The sequence below is a fragment of the Bremerella sp. P1 genome, assembly GCF_028748185.1.
In the GTDB taxonomy this organism is placed as follows: domain Bacteria; phylum Planctomycetota; class Planctomycetia; order Pirellulales; family Pirellulaceae; genus Bremerella.
The window spans coordinates 1-22974 of sequence record NZ_CP118164.1; the positions used below are offsets into that span (position 1 = coordinate 1).

Here is a 22974-nt window from a genome sequence, read left to right on the forward strand (position 1 = left end):
TGCTGCATTACAAGTCGCAGCTCATTTCCCACGGCAGGGAAATCCAGAAGGAACTACTACGATGACGTCCTCCTTGCATCGCTCTTCTCGTACCGGTTCGAGTAACAATCCTGTACTCATTATTTTGGGCATCATTGGCGCAATAACCGTGATCGCCTGTCTCGGCTGCGGCGGCTGCTTCCTCGGTGTTCTCGGTCTGGGCGCATTCTCGGACGGTTCCGGAGTGGTCTTCATGCGGGAGATGGAAGTCGAGGTTGAACGACAGCTAAAAGACCATCCCGATGTCAAACGTGAGATCGGCGAGATCGAGTCGGTCAGCGCAAATATCATGGATTCAGTAGATGCCGACGATGAATTTGGCTCGGAAGACTTCTGGTCTTTCGACGTCGAAGGAACTAAAGGAAGCGGCACCATCATTGTCGAGGCGCAAGGTCTGACCAATGACTCAGACTTCTCGCAGCGGCTTCTTCGCACGTCCAATGGCGAGTTCGACCTTGGGCCAACGCCAGACTCGTACGTCCCCATGAGTGAATCACCAGAGTTCGAAGACATGGAATCCTCATCATCGTTAGATACGGAAGAACCAGCCCCTGAAGGGGCCGCCGACGAGGGCAGCTCCTCGTAACAAGTCCGGAGGTCACGTCGTCTTCAGCTTTTCGGCGACGAATTACATCGCCGCGACCATGAATTACAACCTATCCTTGAAACGATTTCTGGACTGATTTCGTCCTCGCTTCAAGGATTCGCCGCGCATGGCAACGTTTCTCGATTGGCAGATTGCCTCATGCCCTAAATGTCATCATGGGCTGGAGTTGCGCGGTGACACCGTCGTCTGCATGAACTCCGAGTGTTACTCGGAATTCCCGACCACCGAAGGCGTTCCAATCCTGGTCCGCGAAGACAACAGCATCTTCGACACCCAGTCCTTCCTGAAAAAGGAAGATACGTTCTTCCGTTCGATCCCCAAATGGCGTGAGTGGATTAGTCACCGTATCCCCGACGTCTCGCTGAACATCAATGCGGATCGAAATGCACAAAAGCTTCTTGAGCTGCTCAAAAGCCGCTCAGGTCGTACCCGTGTTTTGGTGGTGGGCGGTGGAGTTGTCGGAGCTGGCCTGGGCGACGCGCTGAATGATCTCGATATCGAGTGGGTCGAAACGGATGTCTCCTGGGGACCACAAACCAAAGTCATTTGCGATGCCCACGACTTGCCGTTTCGCGATGGTGTCTTCGATGCGGTCATCGTGCAGGCCGTCTTGGAGCATGTTGTCGATCCGACGCGTTGCGTCGACGAGATCCATCGCGTGTTGAAAGATGATGGCGTCGTTTATGCCGATACGCCATTCATCCAGCAGGTACACGGCCGGCAGTACGACTTCACTCGCTTTACCCGACTGGGACACCGCCGGCTATTCCGTCACTTCGAGGAAATCGATAGCGGTATCAGTTGCGGGCCCGGTGTGGCGCTGGCCTGGTCGCTACGATACTTCCTGCTTAGCTTCTTCTCTTCGCAACGAATGCGGGGAGCGGTTAGCTTTGCCTCGCGAATTTCTTTCTTCTGGCTGAAATACTTCGACTACTATCTCGCCAAAAAGAAACAAGCGATGGACGCAGCCTCGGCGTTCTTTTTCCTGGGACGCAAGAGCCCCAGCATTTTGTCCGATCGAGAACTGCTGTCTGACTACCAAGGCGGCTTCTAACCAGGCCCAACGGTGTGAAACACGTCGACGACCCACCATTCGATGTAGTACATCAGGGGATGGTCGTGCCCGAGGATGATAATCGGGTAGTAAAGCCACATGACCAGGTAGAATCCATCCCAGCCAGTCGACTCCCTTAGCCAGAACGCCAAGCCGATCACTGGCCCGCTGCTCAGCACGTATAGCAGCGGCAAAGCCAAGACGAGAACCGTCCACTTTTGCCAGGAACCAGTGTGCTGGTGGGCTTCATTCATTGGCAGTCTGCGATTTGTCGTCGAACTTACTTATTGGTTCATTTGACTTAGCATTCGTGAAAGCAGTTCCATCGGAAGTCCCACCACATTGGTAAGACTTCCCTTGTCGATTTCGACCCAGCCGGTGCGGTCCTGAATGCCAAACGCACCCGCTTTTCCTTCCCAGAGGCCTGAGTCGAGATATTCTTCGATTTCCTCATCGGAAAGATGAGCCATCTTTACGGTCGTTCGATCGACGTCGACTAATATTTCATCCAGCGGCCGACGCCATAGACAAATGGCTGACCAGACGAAGTGATCCTGCCCACGCAGAGCTTGTAGAATCTCACGAGCATGGTCACGATCGGCAGGTTTTCCCAGCGGCTGACCGTTCAGTTCAGCGAGCGTGTCCCCGGCGAGAATAATTCCTTTTTCAACTCGACTTGCGACGTCTTCGGCTTTTTCTCGCGCGATCCGCAGAACCGATTCCCGCGGCGTTTCGTCTAGACGAGGAGGGGTTTCCGCCGCAGGGCTAGGTGTGATTACCGTAACATCGTAGCCCGCCTCCCTTAACAGGAGTTGCCGTCGAGGAGACTGGCTGGCCAAAATGAGAGATTCAGCGAATTTCGCCATCATTGATTTACCGGAAAGTGCTACGTTGGCTCCCTTGGAAGTTCTGTACGAAGATAACCACCTGATCGCCATCATGAAACCGCCAGGCCTTCCGACGATGGGAGTTCGTGAAGGCGAGCAAAGCGCGGTCACCCAGGTAAAAGCGTATCTCAAACAGAAGTACGACAAACCAGGTAACGTCTACCTGGGCGTGGTGAGCCGTCTCGACAGTATGGTGACGGGTGTTCTGCTTTTTGCCAGGACTTCCAAAGCAGCTAAACGGTTAAACGAACAGTTTCGTGAACGAACTACCGAAAAAACCTACCAAGCGATTGCTTCAGGAAGTGGAATCGTTGAAGCGGGGAAACTGACCGATTGGATCCGTAAAGACGAAAAAAACCACCGCATGATCGCTTCCCGGCACCAGACTGCGGGAGGTCAGAAAGCAGAGCTGCTGGTCGAGTCGGTCGAAGAAGTCAAATCTGGCTACCACCTCACCCTCAAGTTATTAACCGGCCGCAAGCATCAAATTCGCGTTCAACTGGCGAGCCGCCGCGTGCCGATTTTGGGGGATCGAAAGTACGGAAGTTCGGCCCCATTCCCGGCAGGCATCGCCCTGCATGCTGCCCAATTGGTTATTGGGCACCCCGTGACCAAGGATAAGCTGACCATAACCGCACCAATTCCAGCAATTTGGCACAACTTCCTTTAAATTAAAACCTTACGGCAATCGCAAAGGTAAATTGACATGAACAATGTTCTGTTTTTTGGGTAATAATCGAGCGTAAAGCCTCCCCAAAAACGGGCGGCCAAAGTTAAACTAATAGAGCCTCAAGCCTCTTCAATTGATCCATACGGTGCCCAGCTCTCAGACTAAGAAATTTCGAGATTCCGCGCTTGCCAGCGGCCTCGTGACTGCCAAACAGCTCGAGGACGCCATGAAGACGCTGCGCGAAGGCTCGCTGAAGCACGAGTTCTCGGATGAGGAGCTTTCCGAGTACCTGATCAACTGCAAAATGCTCACGCAGTATCAGGCCGATCAGCTGTCCAAAGGGCTTACCAAGCTAACCCTCGGTCCCTATGTCATCACCGACTGGATCGGGCAGGGTGGCATGGGTCAGGTCTTTAAGGCCGAGCATAACTTCATGGGACGTGAAGTCGCCATCAAAGTTTTGCCTCAGCAGCGTTCGACTCCCGAATCGATCGGCCGATTTCTTCGCGAAATCCGGATGCAGGCTCAATTGGATCATGCCAACCTGGTTCGCGCTTACGATGCCGGACAGGATGGAAACGTGCACTTTCTGGTGACAGAGTATGTTCCAGGTACCGACCTTCGCCGGTTGGTTCGCGCGAAGGGACATCTCAATCAGCATCAAGGGGCGAGCATCATCTCGCAGGCCGCGCGCGGTTTGGCCTACGCGCACGAAAAGAAGCTGATTCATCGTGACGTCAAACCAGGTAACATCCTGGTCACACGCGACGGCACGTCGAAGGTTTCCGACCTCGGTTTGGCCGACTTTATGAATGACAATTCGGAAGAATCCAAACTCGGAAAAATTGTCGGCACCATCGATTACCTCGCTCCCGAACAAATTCGCGATCCGCACGACGTCTCGGCCAAGTGGGATATCTACTCGCTGGGATGTACTTTCTACTACGCGCTGACGGGGAAAGTTCCCTTCCCGGGCGGCAATGTGAAAGACAAGGCGCGACGGCACTGCGAAGAACCACCGCTGCATCCGCATCGTTTCAATCCAAGCATCGATCGCGAGTTGGTCGAGATCATCGCCGAAATGATGGAAAAGGATCCGCTTCGCCGGATCGCATCGGCCAGCGAAGTGGTTGCCCGACTCGAACCATGGGCATCGGATCATCGTGCCTCCGATTTCACCGGCCAACCAATTAAGTCTGCCTGGCAGCCACCCCCGCCGGTTTACACCGGGGCGGAATCGGCGCGATTGAACGATACGGAAGCCGGCTCGAATATTTACGAGCTCTCCGAGAGTGGATCAGGCTCGAGCGCCGAACAAGGAAGCCAGTATTCGCAGTCGACCGTTCAAGCTCTGATGGGCGATCAGGACACGAAAACGATTCGCGACTCTCGCAAATCGGCTGTGATTCCCCCACCCATTCCGGTTGTCACGCGGTACACACGCCGTGAGAAGCAGTTGATCATGGCACTGGTCTTCGGTCTACCAGCCTCAGCGGTATTCGGGGCGATTGTGGCTTATGTCGCCACGGTAATCAGCCAATAGAAGTGCCCGCGATCATTGGGCGTTCTTGGCTTCTTCCAGTTTCTTGGCCAGTTGGCCTTCCATGAGCAAGCTCTTGTCTTGCGTTACCAGCCGTTGACCTTTCTCGAACAAGTCGTCGATTCGACGTTTGATCGTCGGGTCGAGCTGATTGTCCTTTAAGAATTGCCCTTTTGCCGATCGAAGTTCGAACGCCAACTCATTAACGGTCCGTCCTGATCGCAGCTCGGCTAACCATTTCTCGGCGTCCTCGAGTTCCCCGAGTTCAATCTTCCGCTGGATACGCTGCGCGAGAATCTGACGGCGAGCCATCGTATCGACTAGCTGATCCCGCCAACCCTCAACGAAGCCTTCGGCTAACAAGCGAGGACTATCGTCGGGTATTCGTGCGGTAATCTCTTGCTCGTGGCCAGGAACAACCGGCAGCCGAGCCAGCAGGTTGCCACCACTTCGCACATAGAGTGAGCGGACCGCAGATAGCGGGTCTTTCGTGATCTGTACATTTCCTCGGGCATCCGACGCGCCGATCAGCGTGGGGCCCTCCGGATCTTTGGAATAGATTTCGTACCCGGATAGTGGTGTCGCATCGGTCGACTTATCGACAAGCTTTAGCTCGGTCGCTTCATAAGCAGGACGAACGGCCAGTGCCAGACGCTGGGTACGCACGTTCCTTCGGCCTGGAAGCGGCTGATTGTAACCCGAGATCATGGTTCCCTTGAGCTGCAAACCATCATTCGCGTCGCAGCGAACGTAGGTCCATGGCATAACCACGATACCATTGTTCGGCACGAGATTGCCTTGGCGGTCGTTGCGTCGCAAGATTGGTTGCATCGCTTCGCCCACGACCACATTGCCAGGCAGCGGGCCAGGGTAGGGCACATCCGAAGGTCCAAGTGCCGGCGGCTTCTTCCAGTCGATGTCTTCTTCCGGAGCCGAGAAAGCAACGGCTTCATTCAGACGAAGCTGTCGCGTCTGGTTCTCTTCTTCGACCAGTGTGGTTGCCTTTAAAGCTAGGGCCACATCGGGCTTGTCGACGTCGGTAATCTTTGCCAACGCTGCGAACTTATCGTAAGTGATCCGCAGGATAGCGGTTGGCAGCAGCGATCGTTGACGTACCGACGTTCGATGAACGCTTCCCCAAGCTCGCGTGAGGGTGTCGAATTCTCGAAAAGTGACCGTCCAGTCGCCATCACGGTCAAGGGAAATCAATTGAATGCGGTCGTAGTCGTCAGGCCGCAGTTCAAAACCTTCCAGGCGAGTGACCAGCGAAGAAGAATCAACGCCACTAGCAAACCACCGGGCAAGCGGCAGTGGTGCCCGCTGCACGTCGGTCGCCAGCACCGCTCCACTGGTCGCGTAGCGTTTATCGTTGAGTGCCTCGGTAAAACGCGTGAAGAACGCATCGTCCACATGACAAGTCGGACTGGTCTCGACCCAGACCAAGGTACGATACGGAGCGATCTCCCACGGCAGGTGCTCTGCTGCCTGGGCACACGCCGGCCCCAAGAGCAGCACCAAGCATGCCCCGCAAAGCCATCGAACTGTTTTCTGCCGTAACGTCATATAAAAATCAATTCTGAGCGACATCCCAAGCCGGAGCGAGGTCCCAACGTTCGACCTGTTGAAACAAGGTCATCGGTTGATACCCAACACCGCCGAGCGAGCGCCGGTAGACAAAATGATCTTGGAGTTGAAAAAGTGGAATGATCAGCAAATCGTCGTGAGCCAACCGATGCAGTGACCAAAACCGTTCGCGAACATCCTGCCAGTTTCGCGATAGTCCCAACTGCCGCAGAGCAAGTTGAAAGTATTGCGTCTGATGAACATTGGGAATGTATCGGTCAAACATCCGTGGCACATCAACCAGTGGTTCCGCGACTTGAACCTCGACGTAAAGCAGATCGACTCCAACGGCCGCTGGATCAGTCGCCTCGGCACTTACGGTTTTCAACTCACAATCAAGTCCCAAACGCTTGAAATACTGCACGATTGCCAGGCACGTTTGTCGCGAGACTTCGGAATTGGGATGACCAATCACCAGCTTTGCCACTGGAAGCAAGGCCTCATTCTTTGCCTCGGCCTCTTCCCGCAGTTTAATTTCGGCCAACTTCTGCAGGGCAATACTCATCTGTGGTTCGTAATTTCGCGGAGCGATCGACAGATCATATCCATACGAAACGGGATCGTCGGGACTGACTCCACTGGGAATCGGCGCACTCACCAGGCGACACCCGTCCAATTCCTTCCCGCCCAACAGCCGCGAGTGCAGAATTTCCTGGCGATTGATTCCGTACAACAAGCCACGGCGAAAGTCGCGGTTCTTGAGGTAAGGGTTGTTCAAATTCGGTACCAAGACATGCAACGTCGGGGCACGATAATGATCAACGACCAAGTCTTCCGGAGTCTCTACCGACAGACGAGCAGCCGTCGCAGGATCGAGTCGATCCACCATATGCACCTCGCCAGCCGCCAGGGCAAGCATCGCATCGGTTGTTGTTTCGAAGGGTAGTAGCTGAATTTCACTTGGGGATCGATTCGCAGCAAGGCTCGAGTTCTTGTCCGGGACAAAGCTCTGCCCGTCTTCCTTGACCTTCAACTCACGATAGGGGCCATTGGGCGGAATCGGGAACTGCGAGACGTCTCCTTTTCGCGGCACAAAGCCAAGCAATGCTTCCGGTCTGACGTGTGGCAATCGCAAGCGAAGGTCGAGTTGCCGGATTTCACGAACCGTCATCTTTTCGATCAAGGGAGTCAGGCCGGCCAAGATTTCGTCCTTCTGCGAGGCCGGATCCTGAAATTGTCGTGACAAGTCAAAACCGGTGACAGGTGTCAGTCGATCACGCAAGACAATCGACAGCTCGAAACGATCGACTGGACGAATGACCGATCCAAAAGGTGAGGCATATTCGCCCCCTTCAGGACCGTAACCGACAATCTCGGTGAGATCGCGATACATGAGCCGTTTATTTCGCCGGCCACTCCAGGTTAGAGTCTCATGCGGTGGCATGGCGTCTCCAGCAGCAAGTGTCGCGATGCGAACCTGTGGGTAGCGTCGCACCAGTTCGGCCAGTTGCTCTTTGCCTGAGGGTATCGCCGGATCGATCGCCAACGCCAGATTGATTGCTTCCAATGCAGCGCGGTAATCCTCCTTCGCGATTTGCTGTTTGGCACGATTGAGTTCCTGTTGCGATCGACGGGCCAGGTCGGCTCGCCACTCGCTGATACTGTCGGAGAATGTGTCGCCGTACACTTTCTCAAATCGCTCAATCAACTTCCGGGCCGATTGCCATTGCTGATCATCGATCTCTTTCTGCACCAATCGCAGGCCAACACTTTCAATTGATTTATCGATGCCTGACTTCTGCGGAAACTTACGTTTCGCTTCTTCCAGCATGCCTAATGCCTCGTCGAGTGCACCGGCCTGAAATCGCTCTAGGGCATTCTGAACGAGGAGATCTTCCAGCAGTCGCTCGACGCCAGGGTATTTGGGGTACTCCGCATTCAAACGCTGCAGGTACCGAAACGTGAGATCGAAGTCCTTCGCTGCCAGATTCTTTCTGGCTTCTTCAACCAATAGCTGTGGAAACGGCTGATAGAGTGTGACACTTCGCCAGGCAATCTGGAATTTACGCCCCGGCATGTCGGCGAGTTCTACTGTGACCTGACCATTTCGATCACTTGATCCGGCTCGATAGGCCGCAGCATTAATCGGATTGATGCGCAGAGGCTTACCATCCTTGGACGATGCAACCGTCATCAAGTCGTACGGCTCGCGTTCGATCAGTGGCTTGGTCATCTCGACCGGAATAGGCTTTTCGTCCGTCGGCTTGCCATCTTGCGCACTCAAAGGCGCAGCGATGGTCAGCAATAGCAAGATTGCCCAAGCGAGACTTCTTGGCTCGGCAGAACGCATCATTGGGTGAGTCCCTCCAAGGCGATGCCATGCAGCGTACCGTCGTAGCCGTGGACCCAAAGTTGACCATCGAAGTAAGACAGTCCGTCGGCCAATGGCTCGCCCACGTTGAACTCGGTAACCAATTCGCCGGTAGCTTCATTGATGAGCCATACCTGCCCCTGCGTAAAGGAGACAGCCAACATGTCGTTGACCGACACAGGACCACTGGCAATCGTCATCGCATTGAGTGGGCACTTCCAGGCCACGGAGAAATCGTCTCGAATTGCAATCAGCCCATCCCCCGCAGTTGCACAGTAAACTCGACCGTCGACAGCCTCAGGCGACATGACGACATCCCCGGAAATTTCGATCGGGTCTTGCTCGGCCATTTCTGGGAGTTGGAAGAGTCGCAGCACGTCTTTTTCTGCTTTGCTGCCGACCCCGACAAGCATCAGCCCGGCGACGGCCAAGTCTCCGGACAATTCTTCGGTCAGCTTCACTTGATCTAAAGCGGTCAGGTGAGGTTCGGGACTAGTCTCGATGGCCAGTCGAAATAGGCGCGAGCGTCGATCACTTACGATCACCGATGGCGTCGAGCCGCCCACAACCGCTGGATTTGACCAATCGATCGTCTCGCCAAACGCCAGCTCTGGCTGATAAGGCTGGACATCGGCGGCTCCGGACTTGGCATCGACTACCAGGATTTGACCAATCTTGGTGGGGATCAAAACATAGTCGTCCCAAACGACCGGCAGGGTCACCCTGTCGGTGGCAGGAATCTCCCAGGGCACAACCCGGGCGATCACCTCGTCACCACGCGTGCTGACCATCATGGAACGATTCTCGCCGCTAGGAGGAAAGAATACTTCATTCGTATCATCGAGCTTTTGTCCGCTACTGAATTGATACGGCTTGGTCGTAACATCCAGCTTCGACTCCGGCTGCTCGATAATCTGAGTATTCCCCATCCCAAGTTTCGGCAGCGGATACACGGCACCACGGGTGGTGACGACCAGGGGCGAATCGGCTCCTTTCAGCGTAAATGCTTTGCCGGCTGTCGGGGTTCCGATGGTCGTTTGCCAGATGTCATCCAGCTTGTTGGCCTGGATGCGTTGGGCTTCGATCACATAACCGTCGGCACCGGAACTTCGCCGGGCGTGAATGATCTTGTCTCCACGAACCAGTGGCCGGGCCACAAACGTATCGCCATCGTGATCAACCATCTTGCGGACCACCGAACCACGTGAAAGCTGCATCACGTATCGGGTCATGCGGCGATCACACACCCACAGGTCTCCGCGACTCACCGCCGCATACCCGAGGATCGGCTCAGAACTGTCGGCCTTGGTTGCCGCGACCAGACGCACCGGCACATCCTTGGCCGCGGTGTTGACTTCATAAACTAATACCTCGCCGCGGTCGTTGGTGGCCACCAGGCGAGCGTCGGCGACAATCGGTGTCACCAGTACCTGACCGGCTTGTCGCACGACGTCTTGTGTAAGCTTCGCACCGCCACCGCCGGCATCGACACTATAGAGATGCAGAAAGCTGTACTCGAGCCCCGCATTCTCGAAGAGGAACATTTGTCGCAGCGTACCGGTGGGTTCGACAGTGATCGTCCCAACTTCGTGCCCAACCGGAATGACCTCGCCACAGATGAGGTTGTCGGGAGACAGGACATACACATTGGAGTGCTCGGCCACGGCATAAACACCGGCCACTTCATCCAGCATGCCCAGTGGCGCTGAGATCTCTTGCGGCACTTGAACGGCGGCGATCACTTCGCCTGACTCGCGGGCAATCTTCCATACCTTGCCGCTGCGTTCCGCCACGAGCACCGAGTTCTCGAAAACCTTGGGGCGGAACAATTGGCTCTCGAACTTCTGCTTCCAGAGAACTTCTCCGGTTCGCTGATCGACCGCCAGGAGTTGATTCTCTCGCGTATCGATCAGAGCAGCGACGGTCTTGTCGCCATCGGCAGTCCAAGAGACGGCCTGGGCGTTGTCGTCCATTCCAACGTAACGCCGCCACAACAGCTTGCCTGAGTCAACTTCGATCGCGTAAGCCGTTCCATCCAGGCGAAAGACGGCCGTCTCGCTGCTGGTCGAGGCCGGCAAGACAGGCTCACGTTGAACCAGCGTCACCTCCGACAACAAGCTCATCCCGTTGTCGTCTTCAGTGATCGGGGCGGGGAAATTATCGAGCGGAATCACTTGATCTACAAGCTTCTTCGCCGCCCCGGATACGGCATCGATCAAGCTTTCGTCCGTGCGGAGACCCGGATAAGAATCGACCAGTGATCGCCGAAGCTGGTACACTTCCTGAAACTTTCCTTCGGCCGTCTTTTCCTCGATTTTAGCGAGGGCTTCATTCTTTGCTTGATCACGATCGATCTCGCGGCGGACCCTAACTAGGTTCATCTCGATCGTTTCGATCCGCGACTGCTGAGCTTCCCGCAATGACGTTGGCAGGTAGGTTGGATCGTTGACCAGTTCCATTGCCGCACTCGCCAAATCGGACTGCCGCAGCTTCTCGTCGACACTCTCGGACTGTTGAGCACGTTCGGTCAAGCCTGACGCGATTTCCGGAAGGATAGTTGCCAGTTCGGGACGCGCCTCATCAAACGCTGGCGACTCGTCGATCTCGGGTAGAACCTCCTGCGTCGTCTTCAGGGCCAGTTCCCAGTCGCTACCACCTTCGACCATGTTCCACAGAGTAGCCATCCCCAGACGAACCTCTGCGACCGGGGCGCTCGGGTGATCTGGGAAGCGACGAATGAACTTGTTGTACTCGGCACCTGCCTGAACATATGAGCCGCTGCGATAGCTTTTTTCGGCGGCCTGAAACATGTCGTCACCGCTATCAAATGCAAGCCAAAAGTAGAGCAGGCCACCGACCAGCAACAACAAGACAAGACCACCACCGCCAAACAAGAGCAGGGGAGAGTCCCACGGATTGGCTCGGCTCGTTTTCTTTTTATGTGCGGACGACTTGCCCTTATCGTCACCACTTTCCTGAAAGGGATCGACTTCGTCAGGTTCACTGGAAAAGCCGTCGATGCCTCCCAGCCCGAGCGGATCGGCGGTGGTCGCATCCTGTTCGCTGGACATATCATCCAACGCAACTAGGTCGTCGGCTTCGGTCTCGACAATTTCTTCACTTACGGGGGCAGCATCCATCCACTTCTGCTGGGCTCGACGTCGGCCTTCACTGACCGGGATCGATTCGGCCGTGACGCCAGAGCGTGCTTCAGCAAGGAGCTTTTTCGCCTGGTATTTTGTCAGTCTTTGCCGATCGAGTAAGAACCTCACCAACTCTTCAACGGTGACATCGAGTTGCCCACTATTCATCTGACGACGGATGGCGGCGATCTGATTATCGGCCATGTAGTCGTGGGCTTCGATTAGGTCGATGAAATCCGAAATCTTCATCGTGGCTTATTTTCTCTGCTAGTGAACGAATCAGTTGGGTTCGGTTTGGCTACCGAGTTGTCATAAATCTTCCTCGGTCGACATCAACCGAATCGAATCCACCCCGGCATCCGCACCGGCATCCAGCGCGGTCACGACTTTCTCGTGCAAGGCTTCGACATGGGCGATCACCAAGAGTGTGCGAGGTGGCTGGGAAGGATTCGACGCACGGGCTTCGCGGATCTGGCGATACAGTTCTTGCTCGCTGGGTGCTTCGCGTTCCTGATCCCACGCCGCACACCCAACGTAGTACGTGTTGAATGAATCAATCCGGACCAAGATGTTGTCCGGGTCGTCCTGGGGATCCTCTTCCTGCTGCGCAACCGCACTGGGGGCGTTGTCCTTCGGAGCAGGCACCTCCATCGACTTTTGAATCTGAAACGAGGCCGTCACCATGAAGAAGATCAACAGCAGGAAGGTCACGTCGACCATTGGCGTAAGATCGAGTTCACCGTCCTCGCGTTCGCGGTTGGATGCGAACTTGACCGGCTGCTCCTGGGCGACCACGTTTTCTGATTCACGTGGACTGGGCTGCGGCTCGACCACGTCTTCAGCGGTCAGCTCCATCAGTTCTTCGTCGTGCGAGTCGCTCAAACGCGCCGGCTTGGGAACTTCCAGACGGGTATCGCAGTTGGAGCAATAGGTCGTCCCGCCAATCATGTCGACACTAGCCGACAGAAGGTCGCTACATGCGGGGCATCGAAATCGGAAAACGCCAGTACTCACTGTTTTTCCTGTACCCCCAAGTAGAGACGTTCGACCGAATCGACCACACCACTTCGGGTCGCGGCAAGGGCGACTCGCTCGACTTCACCATAAGGAACCTTGCCGTCGGCTTTGATCAGCAGATGCCGTTTGGGGACACCACTTTCGATTGTGCCGGCGAAACTGCGTTCGACGTACTCGGTAATTTCTTCCTCTTGGCGATTCAGATCGTTATCTTCCGCCCTGGCTTCTTCCGTGATTCCATCCGCCAGGTAAACGACCGCTCGTCCTTCTGCTTCGCTGGCCGTCATCGTAATGACCGCCGAATCGAGGGAAGAAACGGTCGTACCGTGTTTTGCTTGCGGCATCTCGGCCGCGGTTTGCTGCTGCAAGTTGGAAGTCACGATAAAGAAGATCAATAACAAGAAGGTGATATCGATCATCGGCGTGATATCGAGATCCCCTTCCTGCGGCCTTTTGCGGGCCGGCATGATCTCGCCTTCCTCGATTTCAATCAATTCGTCAGACATGGTCGTCTTTCGCTGGTTACTTCGAGGAACTTACCGGTTGAATCTCTTCCAGATCGTGCATCGCTTCAGTCGCGATTGCTTCTCGCAGGCTGCCCATGAAGCGTGTCAGTCCGACAGCGACTAAATCTTCCATCTTGCGAATACGGATATTGATGCTGTTCAAACAGAAGGTCAGCGGAATCGCAATGACCAGTCCCAAAGCCGTGGTGATCAGGGCCAAGCTGATATCGCTGGCCATGGCGCCGGCATCGACCTTCTCAGCGGCGGCCAGCTTGGCAAAGGCCCCCATCATACCGGTCACGGTACCGAGCAGACCGACCATCGGGGCTCCCTTGATCACCGTGTTGACCCAGCTGATACGGTGGTCGAGGTCTGCCAATACGTCACGCTGAAAACGCTCGACGATGAGTTGTTTTACCTGCGAGTAGCCGATCTCGCGGTTCTCGATCGCAAGGTACGCAAGCTGGGGCAAGGCACGCGGATCCGATTCGCAGATCTCGCTTGCTTCCTTGAAGTCGCCCCGTTCGAGTGGTTCTTCGACCGCATCTAGAAACGCGTCTTGCTGGTCTTCGTTGCGGAATCGTTTCTGGGCGACGCGGGCCCAAATCGTTGCAACGCAGTACATGCCCCACAAAGCAATTAGGGCCAGAGCGCCGTACATCGACGTCGCAAAGATTTGGGTAAGTCCAGTAATGTCCATGTTCAAATTCGCTAATTTCGCTTTGGGCTATCTGGTACTGCGTTGCAACTGACGCATGACAAAAAACTCGTATCCATCCGAAGTCGGACGAATACCAAAAACCGTCTTTCGAATCGTATGCAGAGGGCGTTCCCCCATATATTGCTGCTCGACGAATGCCAGCAGGTTTTCTGTATCAGGTGGGTAGAACTGCATCGGAATGCGTCCCCGGGTGTTAACCCCGGCTCGCTTTAGCAGGTCCATGTCGGCTTCGCGCAGCGAGCCTGTCTTCCAGGTGAAGTAGAGTCGATCTTCCTCCTTGCCGGAGGCCGTTCGCCGTTTGGGGGTCCCACCAGAAAAGTTCGATGCGTAGTCAATCGTCTGCACGCCACCGCCAGCGGTTCCCAGTTCAATACCGAAATGATCAAGCTGCTTGGCGTAGGTCTGCAAATCGGAACCGGCGAACTCGATCTGCCAACGTTCCCAGCGTGGGATGATATCGGGGCCGTTTCCTTCGGGGCCCAGCGGACGACTGTCTCCTTGGCCAGTTCCACCATCGGTCGTTTGAGCCGCTCCATCGACATTCTCTAGGGCCGCTTGTTGCGACGTCACGGCATCGGTGACGGCCTCGTAGTTGGCTTCGATCTGGGGCTCGAGGACTTCTTCGAGTTCCTCCAAACCGGGAGCTTCCAGATCCTGGGCGACCCCCATCGCGTGATCGCCGCGGCCAGGCGATGGCTCGATGATCACCGGAATCGAAACATTGGTTTCCCAGTTTTGGGTCGTCAAATAGATGACAAACAAAACGCCGACACCAGCGCCGACGATGATCAACACAGCAACTAACAAACCCGCAACCTGATCGTACGCGGAAACCTTAGCCAGGTTGGCATGAACCGGTTTCTGCTTGCTCTTGTTGTGAGGTGCGATCGACGCCATGGGCCGGCAATTACTTCTTCAGGGGTTCAGCTCTCGGGGAATTCCGTTTAATCCACAAACCGGGCATCAGGGCGGAGCGAGCGAAACCACTCTTTCCATTTCTTGACGGCCAATTCTCGCTCGGGTGGGGTTGGATTGGAGGGCATCTGGAAGCCATCGATTTTACGACTGATGAATCGCAACGTATCGCGGGCCTCGACGACGATGCGAGGATCGGGGTCGGACAGGGCGAAGATCAGATACGGCACACTGTCAAAATCCTTGGTATCGCGAATCGCGCGAATAGCCATGTGGCGCGCCGCGTAACTACCACGGCGAAGCTTTCCCCGAACGGCTTGCAGCGCGATTTCGCGTTCCGAACCTGTTAAGTTCATATCGAAAGTGGCGTCCGAATCGACCAGCTCATCCAGTGAGCCATCGTCGGACTTGAGAAGTTCGAGAAACCGATCCGTTTCGGGAACTTCCTTCACGTTAATAACCTTGCCGTCTCGAAGTTCGGCCTCAGCCAAATCGTCCGGCAGTCCACGTCCGCCGGCCAACAACCCATTGTCGAATGTCTTGACGGTCTTCTTAATTGTTTCCTGCGTTCCCCGCACGAGGAACAAAACGGCGAACGCGGTACCAACCGGCTTTCCTTCATCGTTGGCTTCGACACTGCCATCGTTGCCCTGCTTCTTCTTAATGTAGTCGTATCCGGCGGCGTACCATTTGGGGTTGGGATCGGGGCGTCCCTGGTCCAATTCCTGAAAGGCTTTGAATCTTTCCAAGGCGTAAAGGAAGTAGAAGGGCCAACGCGTCCCCTCGACCTTGGCGTTCTTGTCCATCCATTGATCGCCAAGTTGTTTAACCGACCGTAACGCGTCTTTATCAACCAGCCCTTGGGCTTTCCTCGCCGACGCACGGCGTGGGTCTTGCGTGACTTCGATAAACTCCGTCGGCAGGTCTTCCGCTGCTTGTCTTCGACGATTACTCAAATCGAGCGCGTCGGCAGAAACGTATAAGGTACAAAGCCCGGCCGTCGTCAAACTCGGACGTATCTCACTCTGTTGCACGCGGGGCTTTCCTCGTGGCGAGATATTCCCCTGGTAACCAAAACCACCGGAAGGATCCTGCACCGACATGATGAAGTTGGTCAGGCCGGCGATGTTTTCCAGCGGCACTTCAAAGCGATTCTCGTGGGCCAGCCACAAGCCAAGCGCCGCGTACTGGGTCATGGAGTTATCGCCGGACGGTCGCTCCGAATATCCAAATCCACCATGAGGACGTTGGGCTTTGAGGAAGAACGTAACAAGATTCTGGATCTCGCGGTTGTAGGCATCCGGATCCAGTTCACAGAGGAAGATCAGTGCCAGACCGGCATCGTAGACTACGTCGTGCTTGAACTCCGGTACGTTCTCGGCAAACTTCTTACACGCGTTAATCGCTTCGGTGATCTTGGGATGATCTTTTGGCGTGCCTGACTTCATGAGGGCCAGGGCGATGACAGACTTTCCGCCAATGCGATTGTGAGTGCCCGAAGCAGCAAGGTACGCATTGGCTGCCTTCACCACCTTTTGGACCTCTGGCGATTCCGGTGTCAGCGCATAAACAGGCTGAACCGCACCCACACCGAGCCCTAAAGCTACGAAGCAGCACACGAATACCGACCGCGTTGGTTTCGTTCGCTGGGACATCTGATTGTTGTTCTGTTCCTGAGAAGAGTTGCGCGTAGATTCTGCCCGGAACCATTGGCATATTGAACCGTGTCCGCGACGTCGGTTACCAATCGAAAAGCCGAGACGAGAGGCTACACAGGGGATCTAATACCCCCTCTCAAGAGTCGTCGCAAATTGTACGTAACTCTTAATCAGCATGGTTGTTAAGGCTAGAAATGTTGATTCGACTTGTCAAGCAAGTGGACAATATTCACAACAAATGGGCAAATTGAGACACTCGGCCAAGCTGTTTTGGTACCGAATTACAGGTACTCGCGACGCCCCATGAACGGAGTATTAAATATCTTCGCGCTTGAGAATTAATTCTTAACGCAAACGAACCCAGCCGCGTTCAGGTGCCTCTGACTTGCGTCGGCGCGGCCCCCAGTTGACAACACTTGGCCTGATATCTAGACTTAGCTCCTTCCCAACGAGGTCAGATAGCTCAGTTGGTAGAGCAATGGACTGAAAATCCATGTGTCGCCGGTTCGATCCCGGCTCTGACCACTTTCGAGCAATGCTTCATCGATTGCTTTTGAGTACAAAAAAAAGGCTCTCGGAATCATCGATTCCGAGAGCCTTTTGCGTTTCTTGCGTAAACCGCAAGACCCTACAGGGTAATGGCTTAGACCATTTCCTTGAGGTTCTTGAGAGGACGAACCTTGACCTTGGTCGAGGCCGGCTTGGCCGGAACGTCCATCAGCTCACCTGGCTTGAAAGGATTTGGCACGCCCTTCTTGGCGGGACGAGCCGGGACCTTCTTCTTTTCGATCTTAACGATGCCTGGAATGGCGATCGCACCAGCGCCGCTACGACCCAGGGCCTTGCCGATTTCCGAGGACAGCGCGTCCATGACCGCACTGACGTCCTTCTTCGCAATGCCCGTCGATTCTGCGATGTTGGTCAGCAGTTGGGTCTTGGTGAGGGGTTTCTTGACGGTTGCAGCTGCAGCTTTCTTTGCCATGGGGTTTCCCTACTAGAAAGGCTATCCAATGTAAAAATGGGTCACAAAAGTCCGATTTCCGGAACGCGTCGATTAAAGAAGTTTGCCACGGTTTTTCAAGACAGCCAAACGCTAAAACCCCCTTTTTCCCGGGAAATAGTAGGAAATTTGCCGGAAAAAAGCCCGCTGACCCCGGTTTTGGGCCAATTTCAGCCCTTTTTTTCCCCTCGTTTGGGCTCTGCGACAGGCGATTCGATCCGGTTTCTTCGGGGTTTTCGGAAACGTTGGATGCTCGTGCGTCGTCACCATGGTTGTCACAGGGGTGCGGCAACGATGAAAATCTGGCTTCCCTGGCGGCAATTTCTCTGTCCAAGATCGCCAAAACTTGTTTTCCTGAGTGAAACTGGAATAGAGTACTATTGGGCAGAGCTAAAGATGGCTCGGCTGGATGGCCGCCACTTGGTGATATCACCCCTTCAACGGAAATGCAGGGCACGTTCATGATTCGGAACTCAATTTCTCTCCTCCCTGGTGGTGCAAGCCGCTCCCGAGTCTTCTTTCGTTGCACAGCAATCGCCCTCTTGATCGCTGGCTGCCTGATTCCCTGTGTCGCGATCGCTCAAGATGAACAGTCCGACCTGGAATCGTCGTTCTTCCTGCCCATTCCACGCGAAGCAAGACTACGCCTCGATCGCATCGAAGAGGCCTCCAACGACGAACGTTGGACCGATGCCGCTCAAGACCTGATTGCACTACTGGCCGGAGAGAACGCAGAGGACTTCCTCGTTCCACTTGATGATGGCAAAGAGACCACCTCCGACAGCGTGAAGTCGACCACGCTGCAACTCGTTCAAAAACTTCCACCGAGCGTTTTGGAAGCGTATCAATTGCTGGTCGGTACCGAACCAGAAGCACTGCTTCAGGAAGCCCTGGCCGAGAACGACCAGCGGAAACTGTCGGAAGTTGCTCGGCGATTTCTGTTTACCAACGCCGGCGAGAAGGCCGCCATCATCCTGGCCCGCAAATCGATGGATGCGCGCCAATGGGAAGGGGCACTCCTGGACTTGCGGCGACTCGACTACAAACCGCAGCAGTCTCGCAAATACCAGGACGAAACTGACCTGATGCGTGCGATCTGCCTGGTGGAAGTCGGCCAGGATTCCGAAGCCAAGACAATCATTGCCCGGCTGAAGGACGACAAGGCCCTCGAGCGTTTGCTTCCCAGCATGAAAATTGTCGGCAGCACTCCGCCGGAAAAGATCCTCGCCCAGCTTGCCCAAGCCGAGACGAACAACGAGCACCCACCCTACGCCTGGAAGATGTTCCAGGGGTCGGAGACTCGCACGGCTCCCTCGCGCGGTAGTGAACCGCTGCAGGAGGTACAGTGGAATGCTCGCATGGCTCAAAGTCGCCAACAGCAAGATGACATTCGCGGATCGATGCAGCGATTCCAAGATAATCGCATCCCCGTGTTTCCCGCGATTCATCCCGTGATCGTCTCGAACCAGGTGATCTTCCGAACGCCGGCCGGTTTGCTGGCGACCGACATCAAGAGCGGCAAAGTCTTATGGAAGTTTCCGTGGGATAACCTCGATCTCGATTTGTCGGAACAAGAATCCGATCTGATGAGCAATATCTTCCCAGCACTGGGGCGAGAATTTGAACGAGCCATTTGGGCAGATGCACGCTCGGGTCATTTGTCCTCCGATGGAAAACGCTTGTACTACGTCCACGACGATCGACCGCCAGGCGACGACCTGGGGTCCCTCTTGGCCAGTGGTGGCCTGCGTAGCACTGGTGGGCTTTTCTCCGGACAGGAGAATCACCTTTATTGCTTCGATATCGCTCGCGAAGGTGCCATCCTCTGGCAGTTAGGGGGCGCGTCGTCCGACGAAGATCAAGCGAAGAACCAGCTTTCCGAGGCCCGTTTCCTGGGTCCGCCACTGCCAATCGGCAAAGACCTGTTCGTAATGGCGGGTATCATTGACGAGATTCGCCTGCTTTGTATCGATGCCGAAACCGGCCGCATCAATTGGTCGCAGCAACTGGCCCGCCAAACAAGTGCCAGCCCAACCGAGTTACTCGAGTCGTACCTTCAATCCGCCACCCCTTCGCACAAAGGGGGCATCCTGGTTTGTCCGACCAATTCCGGCTCGATCGTCGCGGTCGACCTTTCCAACCAGGCACTGCTCTGGGGGTTTCAGTACAAAGAGCCTGACCGCAACCGCCCTGGCCGACGCATTTCCAGCCGCGATCAAGGAGGGGACTTCATGGCCCTGGCCGATCGTTGGAACGATGGCACACCGCTACTGCATCAGGGAAAAGTTCTCGTCACTCCGACCGATTCCGATTTCCTCTACTGCCTCGATCTTCTGACTGGCGAAAAGCTATGGGAACGACCCCGCCGCGATAACGTCGCGCTGGCGAGTGTCGAAGGAGATCTGGCCCTCGTCATCGGCAAGTCTTCCGTGACAGGCGTGAATATCGAAAACGGCGAGCCTGCCTGGAAACCGGAATCCAGGGAACTTCCCGAACAGTCACTACCTAGCGGCTATGGTTTCCGCCTGAACGGTAAGTACTATCTGCCGACGACCAAGAACGAGATCATCCCGATTCATCTGGCCGACGGCAAACTCGATACTCCGATTGATGCCGTCGGCGAACTGGGCAACCTGGTCTGCTACAAAGATTACGTCATCTCGGTCAGCCCGGAATTCGTGACCGCGTACAAGCAAATCGATGCCCTTCGCCGTGAGGTCACTGCTCGTCTTGCGAAAGATGCCAACGATGCCGAAGCGCTTCGCATGCTTGGCAAATTGCAGAAACACGACGGGGACCTGGCCGGAGCACTTGCCTCGCTGCAGCGTTCGATGGATATCGAATCCAGCGAGGAAACGCGGACGCAACTGGTAGCCACAGGCCTCGCCGCACTGGGACAAGACTTCTCCAAGTTCCGCGATGTTGTCGAGGAGATGGAGCGTTTGGCCGACTCACTCGAAGAGAAGATGGCCTTGGCACGTCTGACCGCCAGGGGACTGCATGCCGAAGGTAAACACGACGAGGCGCTACAGCGTTACTTCGCCTTCCTCGATCTATCCGACGAATACCTGTCGTCGCAGGTCGTTCCCAGTGAAATGTTGATTCACGACTTCGATCCCGATGTCGAGGTCAGTGCCGACCGCTGGGCGCGTGGCAAGATCAGCCAATTGCATGATGCGATGACGGCTGACGAACGAGAACAAGCCGACAAGGCCGTTCAGGAACGACTCGACATGATCCTTGCTGCCGAGAATACGGACAGCAAGGAGCTCGCTCGCTTCGTGAACCGTTTCCCACGCTTTCCGGCCGCTCAGCAGGCACGCGTCGAACTTGCCACCATCCTGCTGGACAAAGGACTCATCCTGCAGGGCGAGAGCGTCCTCCGCAGTTTGATGACCGAAGACGTCCCGGCCGAGCAAATGGGACCGCTGGTCTTTCAACTCGCCACAGGGCTGAAGAAGTCAGGCTTGGCCAATGAATCCGCCCAGTGGTTCAAGGAAATTTCGAGCAACTACAGCAACGTGGCCGTCGACGGAAAACGAACCGGTCGTCAGGTAGCGGCTCTTGAGCAATGGGATCCCGTTGCGGCAGCGATCGTGCGTGAGAAAAGCATCTGGCCCTACACCGAGGCAACCGCTGAGATCGAGCAGCGTCCCAGCCAAGGCTTCAGTCGTGTCGACTATCCGATCCGCCTGAAAGAGGCCAACGAGGTCGCTCCGACCGACTATTCACTGCTTTTGGATAGCGACGCCAACCTGGTCATCGTCCGCGATTCGTTCGGCAGCCCGATCGTGCGGATTCCGTTTACCACGCAAAGTGGCCGAAAACTGTACCAACCTCAAATCGGTGCTCTGCACGCACAACAGTTCGGTCACCTGCTGATGCTCTCGCTCGGCAGCGAACTTCAAGCATTCAACATGATGCCCAATCTGCCGAGCGAAGATTCATCGCGGCTGATCTGGAGTACCGATTTGCAAAACGGCGTGGCCGGCTCGAACCGCCGGACACGTGAGTTCGACGTGTACACGAAGAAGTCGAATCCCTTCGCCGAAATGGAGCGTACGGCACGCGATGTCACCACGCACAAACCAATCGGCCAGTTCTCTGGAAATCACGAACTTATCTGCTACCAGATTGGCTCGCGAATCATTTGCCGCGATCCGATTTCCGGTGGCATCTACTGGGAGCGAGACGGCGCCGAGCTGGGCTGCGAATTGGTTGTGACCGGCAAGCACGTCGTCGCCATTCCAGAAGACGAAGACCATGAACGGGGCGAGCTCGGTACGACGGTCAACGCCATGGTTTTATCCGCCGATAATGGCGAACTGCTCGATACGGTCGAGCTTCCCAGTTCCGATCGAATCTGGACCGTCCGCGATGGGGTGGTCGTTGCCTGGCATACCAAGGAGATGGATCAAGCACCTAGCCTCTCGGGTTACGATGCGGTCACCGGAGAACGACTCTGGACGCATGACTATGAAGCCACGAGTGTTACCAAGGGTGTGTTGATCAGCCGCAAGCCATGGCTGGCAACCCTCGACAAGTTCGGCCAACTACAGATCATTAACATCCCCGATGGCAATGTGGTTCATCAGAAGACGCTTCCTCGCGATGGAGAAGCGATTCAGTTGAAAGTCGTTGAGTCCGATGACCAGTTCCTGTTGGCTGTCTACCGTGACATCAACCCACGCCCACACTTCCGGAGTATTCCGTACGACAACAGCGAAACGCTTCTTCGCGGGGAAATCTATGCGATCAACTTCGAAACGGGCGAAATGGCTTGGGAAAGTCCAGCCCTGGTGCACGATAACTACCTTCTAGAAGACTTCCAATCGAGTGGGCTACCCGTGGTTGCCTTGGTGGCCCGACTGCATCGTCCGGATGCCCGTACGCCACAAATGAACTCGGCCTTGGAAGTCTTGCTGCTGGATAAGCGAGACGGACGTGTCCTCTTCCGCCAAGAATTCAGTGAATTGAGTGTGACTTTTTCCTTGTCAGGCGATCCGAGCGACAAGACCATTCAGCTTCAACTGGCCGCCTTAGAAGTAAAACTGAAGTTTGATCCCGACCACCCCCCAGTTCCGGCCCCACCGGCAGCGACAGAAATCGACTTTTCTTACCCCCCATCGTCAGCAAAGGCAGCTCCCTAAGTCTTGCCGTACAACTTCGGACTGCCGCGATTTATGTTGTGAAATCGCGCATAACAAGTTACGATAAGCGAGGTAAGGTTTAACGGATCGGTTAACCATTTTGGCTGTCGAAACTTTACTTGCTCCTCCCTGA

The 22974-nt window shown here is 55.4% G+C and carries 16 protein-coding genes and 1 tRNA gene; 6 read left to right on the forward strand and 11 right to left on the reverse strand.

Annotation, left to right across the window (positions count from 1 at the left end; translation table 11 throughout):
- Positions 1-61 precede the first annotated feature (61 nt).
- Together PSR63_RS00005 and PSR63_RS00010 are read left to right on the forward strand one after the other, a co-directional pair.
- A complete protein-coding gene (locus PSR63_RS00005; protein WP_274329643.1) occupies positions 62-625 on the forward strand; it encodes a hypothetical protein in 564 nt (187 codons plus the stop codon).
- A gap of 127 nt (positions 626-752) precedes the next feature.
- Positions 753-1700 (forward strand): class I SAM-dependent methyltransferase, encoded by a 948-nt coding sequence (locus PSR63_RS00010; RefSeq protein ID WP_274329644.1) that lies wholly within the window; start codon positions 753-755, stop codon positions 1698-1700.
- Here PSR63_RS00010 and PSR63_RS00015 read toward each other — a convergent pair.
- Together PSR63_RS00015 and PSR63_RS00020 are read right to left on the reverse strand one after the other, a co-directional pair.
- Complete coding sequence (locus PSR63_RS00015) at positions 1697-1954, reverse strand: hypothetical protein (RefSeq protein ID WP_274329645.1); 258 nt, start codon at positions 1952-1954, stop codon at positions 1697-1699. The two genes, PSR63_RS00010 and PSR63_RS00015, sit on opposite strands and share 4 nt — an antisense overlap.
- 30 nt (positions 1955-1984) lie before the next feature.
- The gene (locus PSR63_RS00020; protein ID WP_274329646.1) at positions 1985-2569 is read right to left on the reverse strand and encodes a Maf family protein; all 585 of its coding nucleotides are present in this window, start codon (positions 2567-2569) and stop codon (positions 1985-1987) included.
- On the opposite strand from PSR63_RS00020, the gene PSR63_RS00025 reads away from it, so the two are divergent.
- Both PSR63_RS00025 and PSR63_RS00030 read left to right on the forward strand, forming a co-directional pair.
- A complete protein-coding gene (locus PSR63_RS00025; protein WP_274329647.1) occupies positions 2541-3257 on the forward strand; it encodes an RluA family pseudouridine synthase in 717 nt (238 codons plus the stop codon). The two genes, PSR63_RS00020 and PSR63_RS00025, sit on opposite strands and share 29 nt — an antisense overlap.
- A 226-nt stretch (positions 3258-3483) precedes the next feature.
- Positions 3484-4800: a serine/threonine protein kinase gene (locus tag PSR63_RS00030; RefSeq protein ID WP_274329648.1), complete on the forward strand. Its 1317-nt coding sequence runs from the start codon at positions 3484-3486 to the stop codon at positions 4798-4800.
- A 12-nt stretch (positions 4801-4812) separates the two neighbouring features.
- On the opposite strand, the gene PSR63_RS00035 is transcribed toward PSR63_RS00030, so the two are convergent.
- From PSR63_RS00035 to PSR63_RS00070, 8 genes are read right to left on the reverse strand one after another with little or no spacing between them, the layout of a single operon-like run.
- On the reverse strand, positions 4813-6360 hold the full coding sequence (locus tag PSR63_RS00035) for a hypothetical protein (protein ID WP_274329649.1): 1548 nt from the start codon (positions 6358-6360) through the stop codon (positions 4813-4815).
- 7 nt (positions 6361-6367) lie between these two features.
- The gene (locus PSR63_RS00040) at positions 6368-8713 is read right to left on the reverse strand and encodes an ABC transporter substrate-binding protein (RefSeq protein ID WP_274329650.1); all 2346 of its coding nucleotides are present in this window, start codon (positions 8711-8713) and stop codon (positions 6368-6370) included.
- Positions 8710-12123 (reverse strand): outer membrane protein assembly factor BamB family protein, encoded by a 3414-nt coding sequence (locus PSR63_RS00045; RefSeq protein WP_274329651.1) that lies wholly within the window; start codon positions 12121-12123, stop codon positions 8710-8712. Before PSR63_RS00045 ends, PSR63_RS00040 begins: the two co-directional genes overlap by 4 nt.
- A 60-nt stretch (positions 12124-12183) precedes the next feature.
- On the reverse strand, positions 12184-12888 hold the full coding sequence (locus tag PSR63_RS00050) for an ExbD/TolR family protein (RefSeq protein ID WP_274329652.1): 705 nt from the start codon (positions 12886-12888) through the stop codon (positions 12184-12186).
- Positions 12885-13397: an ExbD/TolR family protein gene (locus PSR63_RS00055; RefSeq protein ID WP_274329653.1), complete on the reverse strand. Its 513-nt coding sequence runs from the start codon at positions 13395-13397 to the stop codon at positions 12885-12887. Before PSR63_RS00055 ends, PSR63_RS00050 begins: the two co-directional genes overlap by 4 nt.
- A 16-nt stretch (positions 13398-13413) precedes the next feature.
- A complete protein-coding gene (locus PSR63_RS00060) occupies positions 13414-14097 on the reverse strand; it encodes a MotA/TolQ/ExbB proton channel family protein (RefSeq protein WP_274329654.1) in 684 nt (227 codons plus the stop codon).
- Positions 14098-14124: 27 nt separating this feature from the next.
- Positions 14125-15015, reverse strand: coding sequence for a hypothetical protein (locus PSR63_RS00065; protein ID WP_274329655.1), 891 nt, complete (start codon positions 15013-15015; stop codon positions 14125-14127).
- A gap of 47 nt (positions 15016-15062) precedes the next feature.
- Complete coding sequence (locus PSR63_RS00070) at positions 15063-16688, reverse strand: prenyltransferase/squalene oxidase repeat-containing protein (RefSeq protein WP_274329656.1); 1626 nt, start codon at positions 16686-16688, stop codon at positions 15063-15065.
- Positions 16689-17143: 455 nt separating this feature from the next.
- On the opposite strand from PSR63_RS00070, the gene PSR63_RS00075 reads away from it, so the two are divergent.
- A tRNA-Phe gene (locus tag PSR63_RS00075) sits at positions 17144-17216 on the forward strand.
- Between the two features lie 118 nt (positions 17217-17334).
- Here PSR63_RS00075 and PSR63_RS00080 read toward each other — a convergent pair.
- A complete protein-coding gene (locus PSR63_RS00080) occupies positions 17335-17673 on the reverse strand; it encodes an HU family DNA-binding protein (RefSeq protein WP_105357292.1) in 339 nt (112 codons plus the stop codon).
- A gap of 479 nt (positions 17674-18152) precedes the next feature.
- Between PSR63_RS00080 and PSR63_RS00085 the strand changes: the two genes are divergently transcribed.
- Positions 18153-22841, forward strand: coding sequence for an outer membrane protein assembly factor BamB family protein (locus PSR63_RS00085; RefSeq protein ID WP_274329657.1), 4689 nt, complete (start codon positions 18153-18155; stop codon positions 22839-22841).
- The last annotated feature ends 133 nt before the right edge of the window (positions 22842-22974 follow it).

What these genes read in the sequence shown, in the direction of transcription:
- PSR63_RS00005 (WP_274329643.1), top strand. Translation starts at nt 62, where the DNA reads ATGACGTCCTCCTTGCATCGCTCTTCTCGTACCGGTTCGAGTAACAAT.
- PSR63_RS00010 (WP_274329644.1), top strand. Translation starts at nt 753, where the DNA reads ATGGCAACGTTTCTCGATTGGCAGATTGCCTCATGCCCTAAATGTCAT.
- PSR63_RS00015 (WP_274329645.1), bottom strand. Translation starts at nt 1,954, where the DNA reads ATGAATGAAGCCCACCAGCACACTGGTTCCTGGCAAAAGTGGACGGTT.
- PSR63_RS00025 (WP_274329647.1), top strand. Translation starts at nt 2,541, where the DNA reads ATGAGAGATTCAGCGAATTTCGCCATCATTGATTTACCGGAAAGTGCT.
- PSR63_RS00020 (WP_274329646.1), bottom strand. Translation starts at nt 2,569, where the DNA reads ATGATGGCGAAATTCGCTGAATCTCTCATTTTGGCCAGCCAGTCTCCT.
- PSR63_RS00030 (WP_274329648.1), top strand. Translation starts at nt 3,484, where the DNA reads ATGAAGACGCTGCGCGAAGGCTCGCTGAAGCACGAGTTCTCGGATGAG.
- PSR63_RS00035 (WP_274329649.1), bottom strand. Translation starts at nt 6,360, where the DNA reads ATGACGTTACGGCAGAAAACAGTTCGATGGCTTTGCGGGGCATGCTTG.
- PSR63_RS00040 (WP_274329650.1), bottom strand. Translation starts at nt 8,713, where the DNA reads ATGATGCGTTCTGCCGAGCCAAGAAGTCTCGCTTGGGCAATCTTGCTA.
- PSR63_RS00045 (WP_274329651.1), bottom strand. Translation starts at nt 12,123, where the DNA reads ATGAAGATTTCGGATTTCATCGACCTAATCGAAGCCCACGACTACATG.
- PSR63_RS00055 (WP_274329653.1), bottom strand. Translation starts at nt 13,397, where the DNA reads ATGTCTGACGAATTGATTGAAATCGAGGAAGGCGAGATCATGCCGGCC.
- PSR63_RS00060 (WP_274329654.1), bottom strand. Translation starts at nt 14,097, where the DNA reads ATGGACATTACTGGACTTACCCAAATCTTTGCGACGTCGATGTACGGC.
- PSR63_RS00065 (WP_274329655.1), bottom strand. Translation starts at nt 15,015, where the DNA reads ATGGCGTCGATCGCACCTCACAACAAGAGCAAGCAGAAACCGGTTCAT.
- PSR63_RS00070 (WP_274329656.1), bottom strand. Translation starts at nt 16,688, where the DNA reads ATGTCCCAGCGAACGAAACCAACGCGGTCGGTATTCGTGTGCTGCTTC.
- PSR63_RS00080 (WP_105357292.1), bottom strand. Translation starts at nt 17,673, where the DNA reads ATGGCAAAGAAAGCTGCAGCTGCAACCGTCAAGAAACCCCTCACCAAG.
- PSR63_RS00085 (WP_274329657.1), top strand. Translation starts at nt 18,153, where the DNA reads ATGATTCGGAACTCAATTTCTCTCCTCCCTGGTGGTGCAAGCCGCTCC.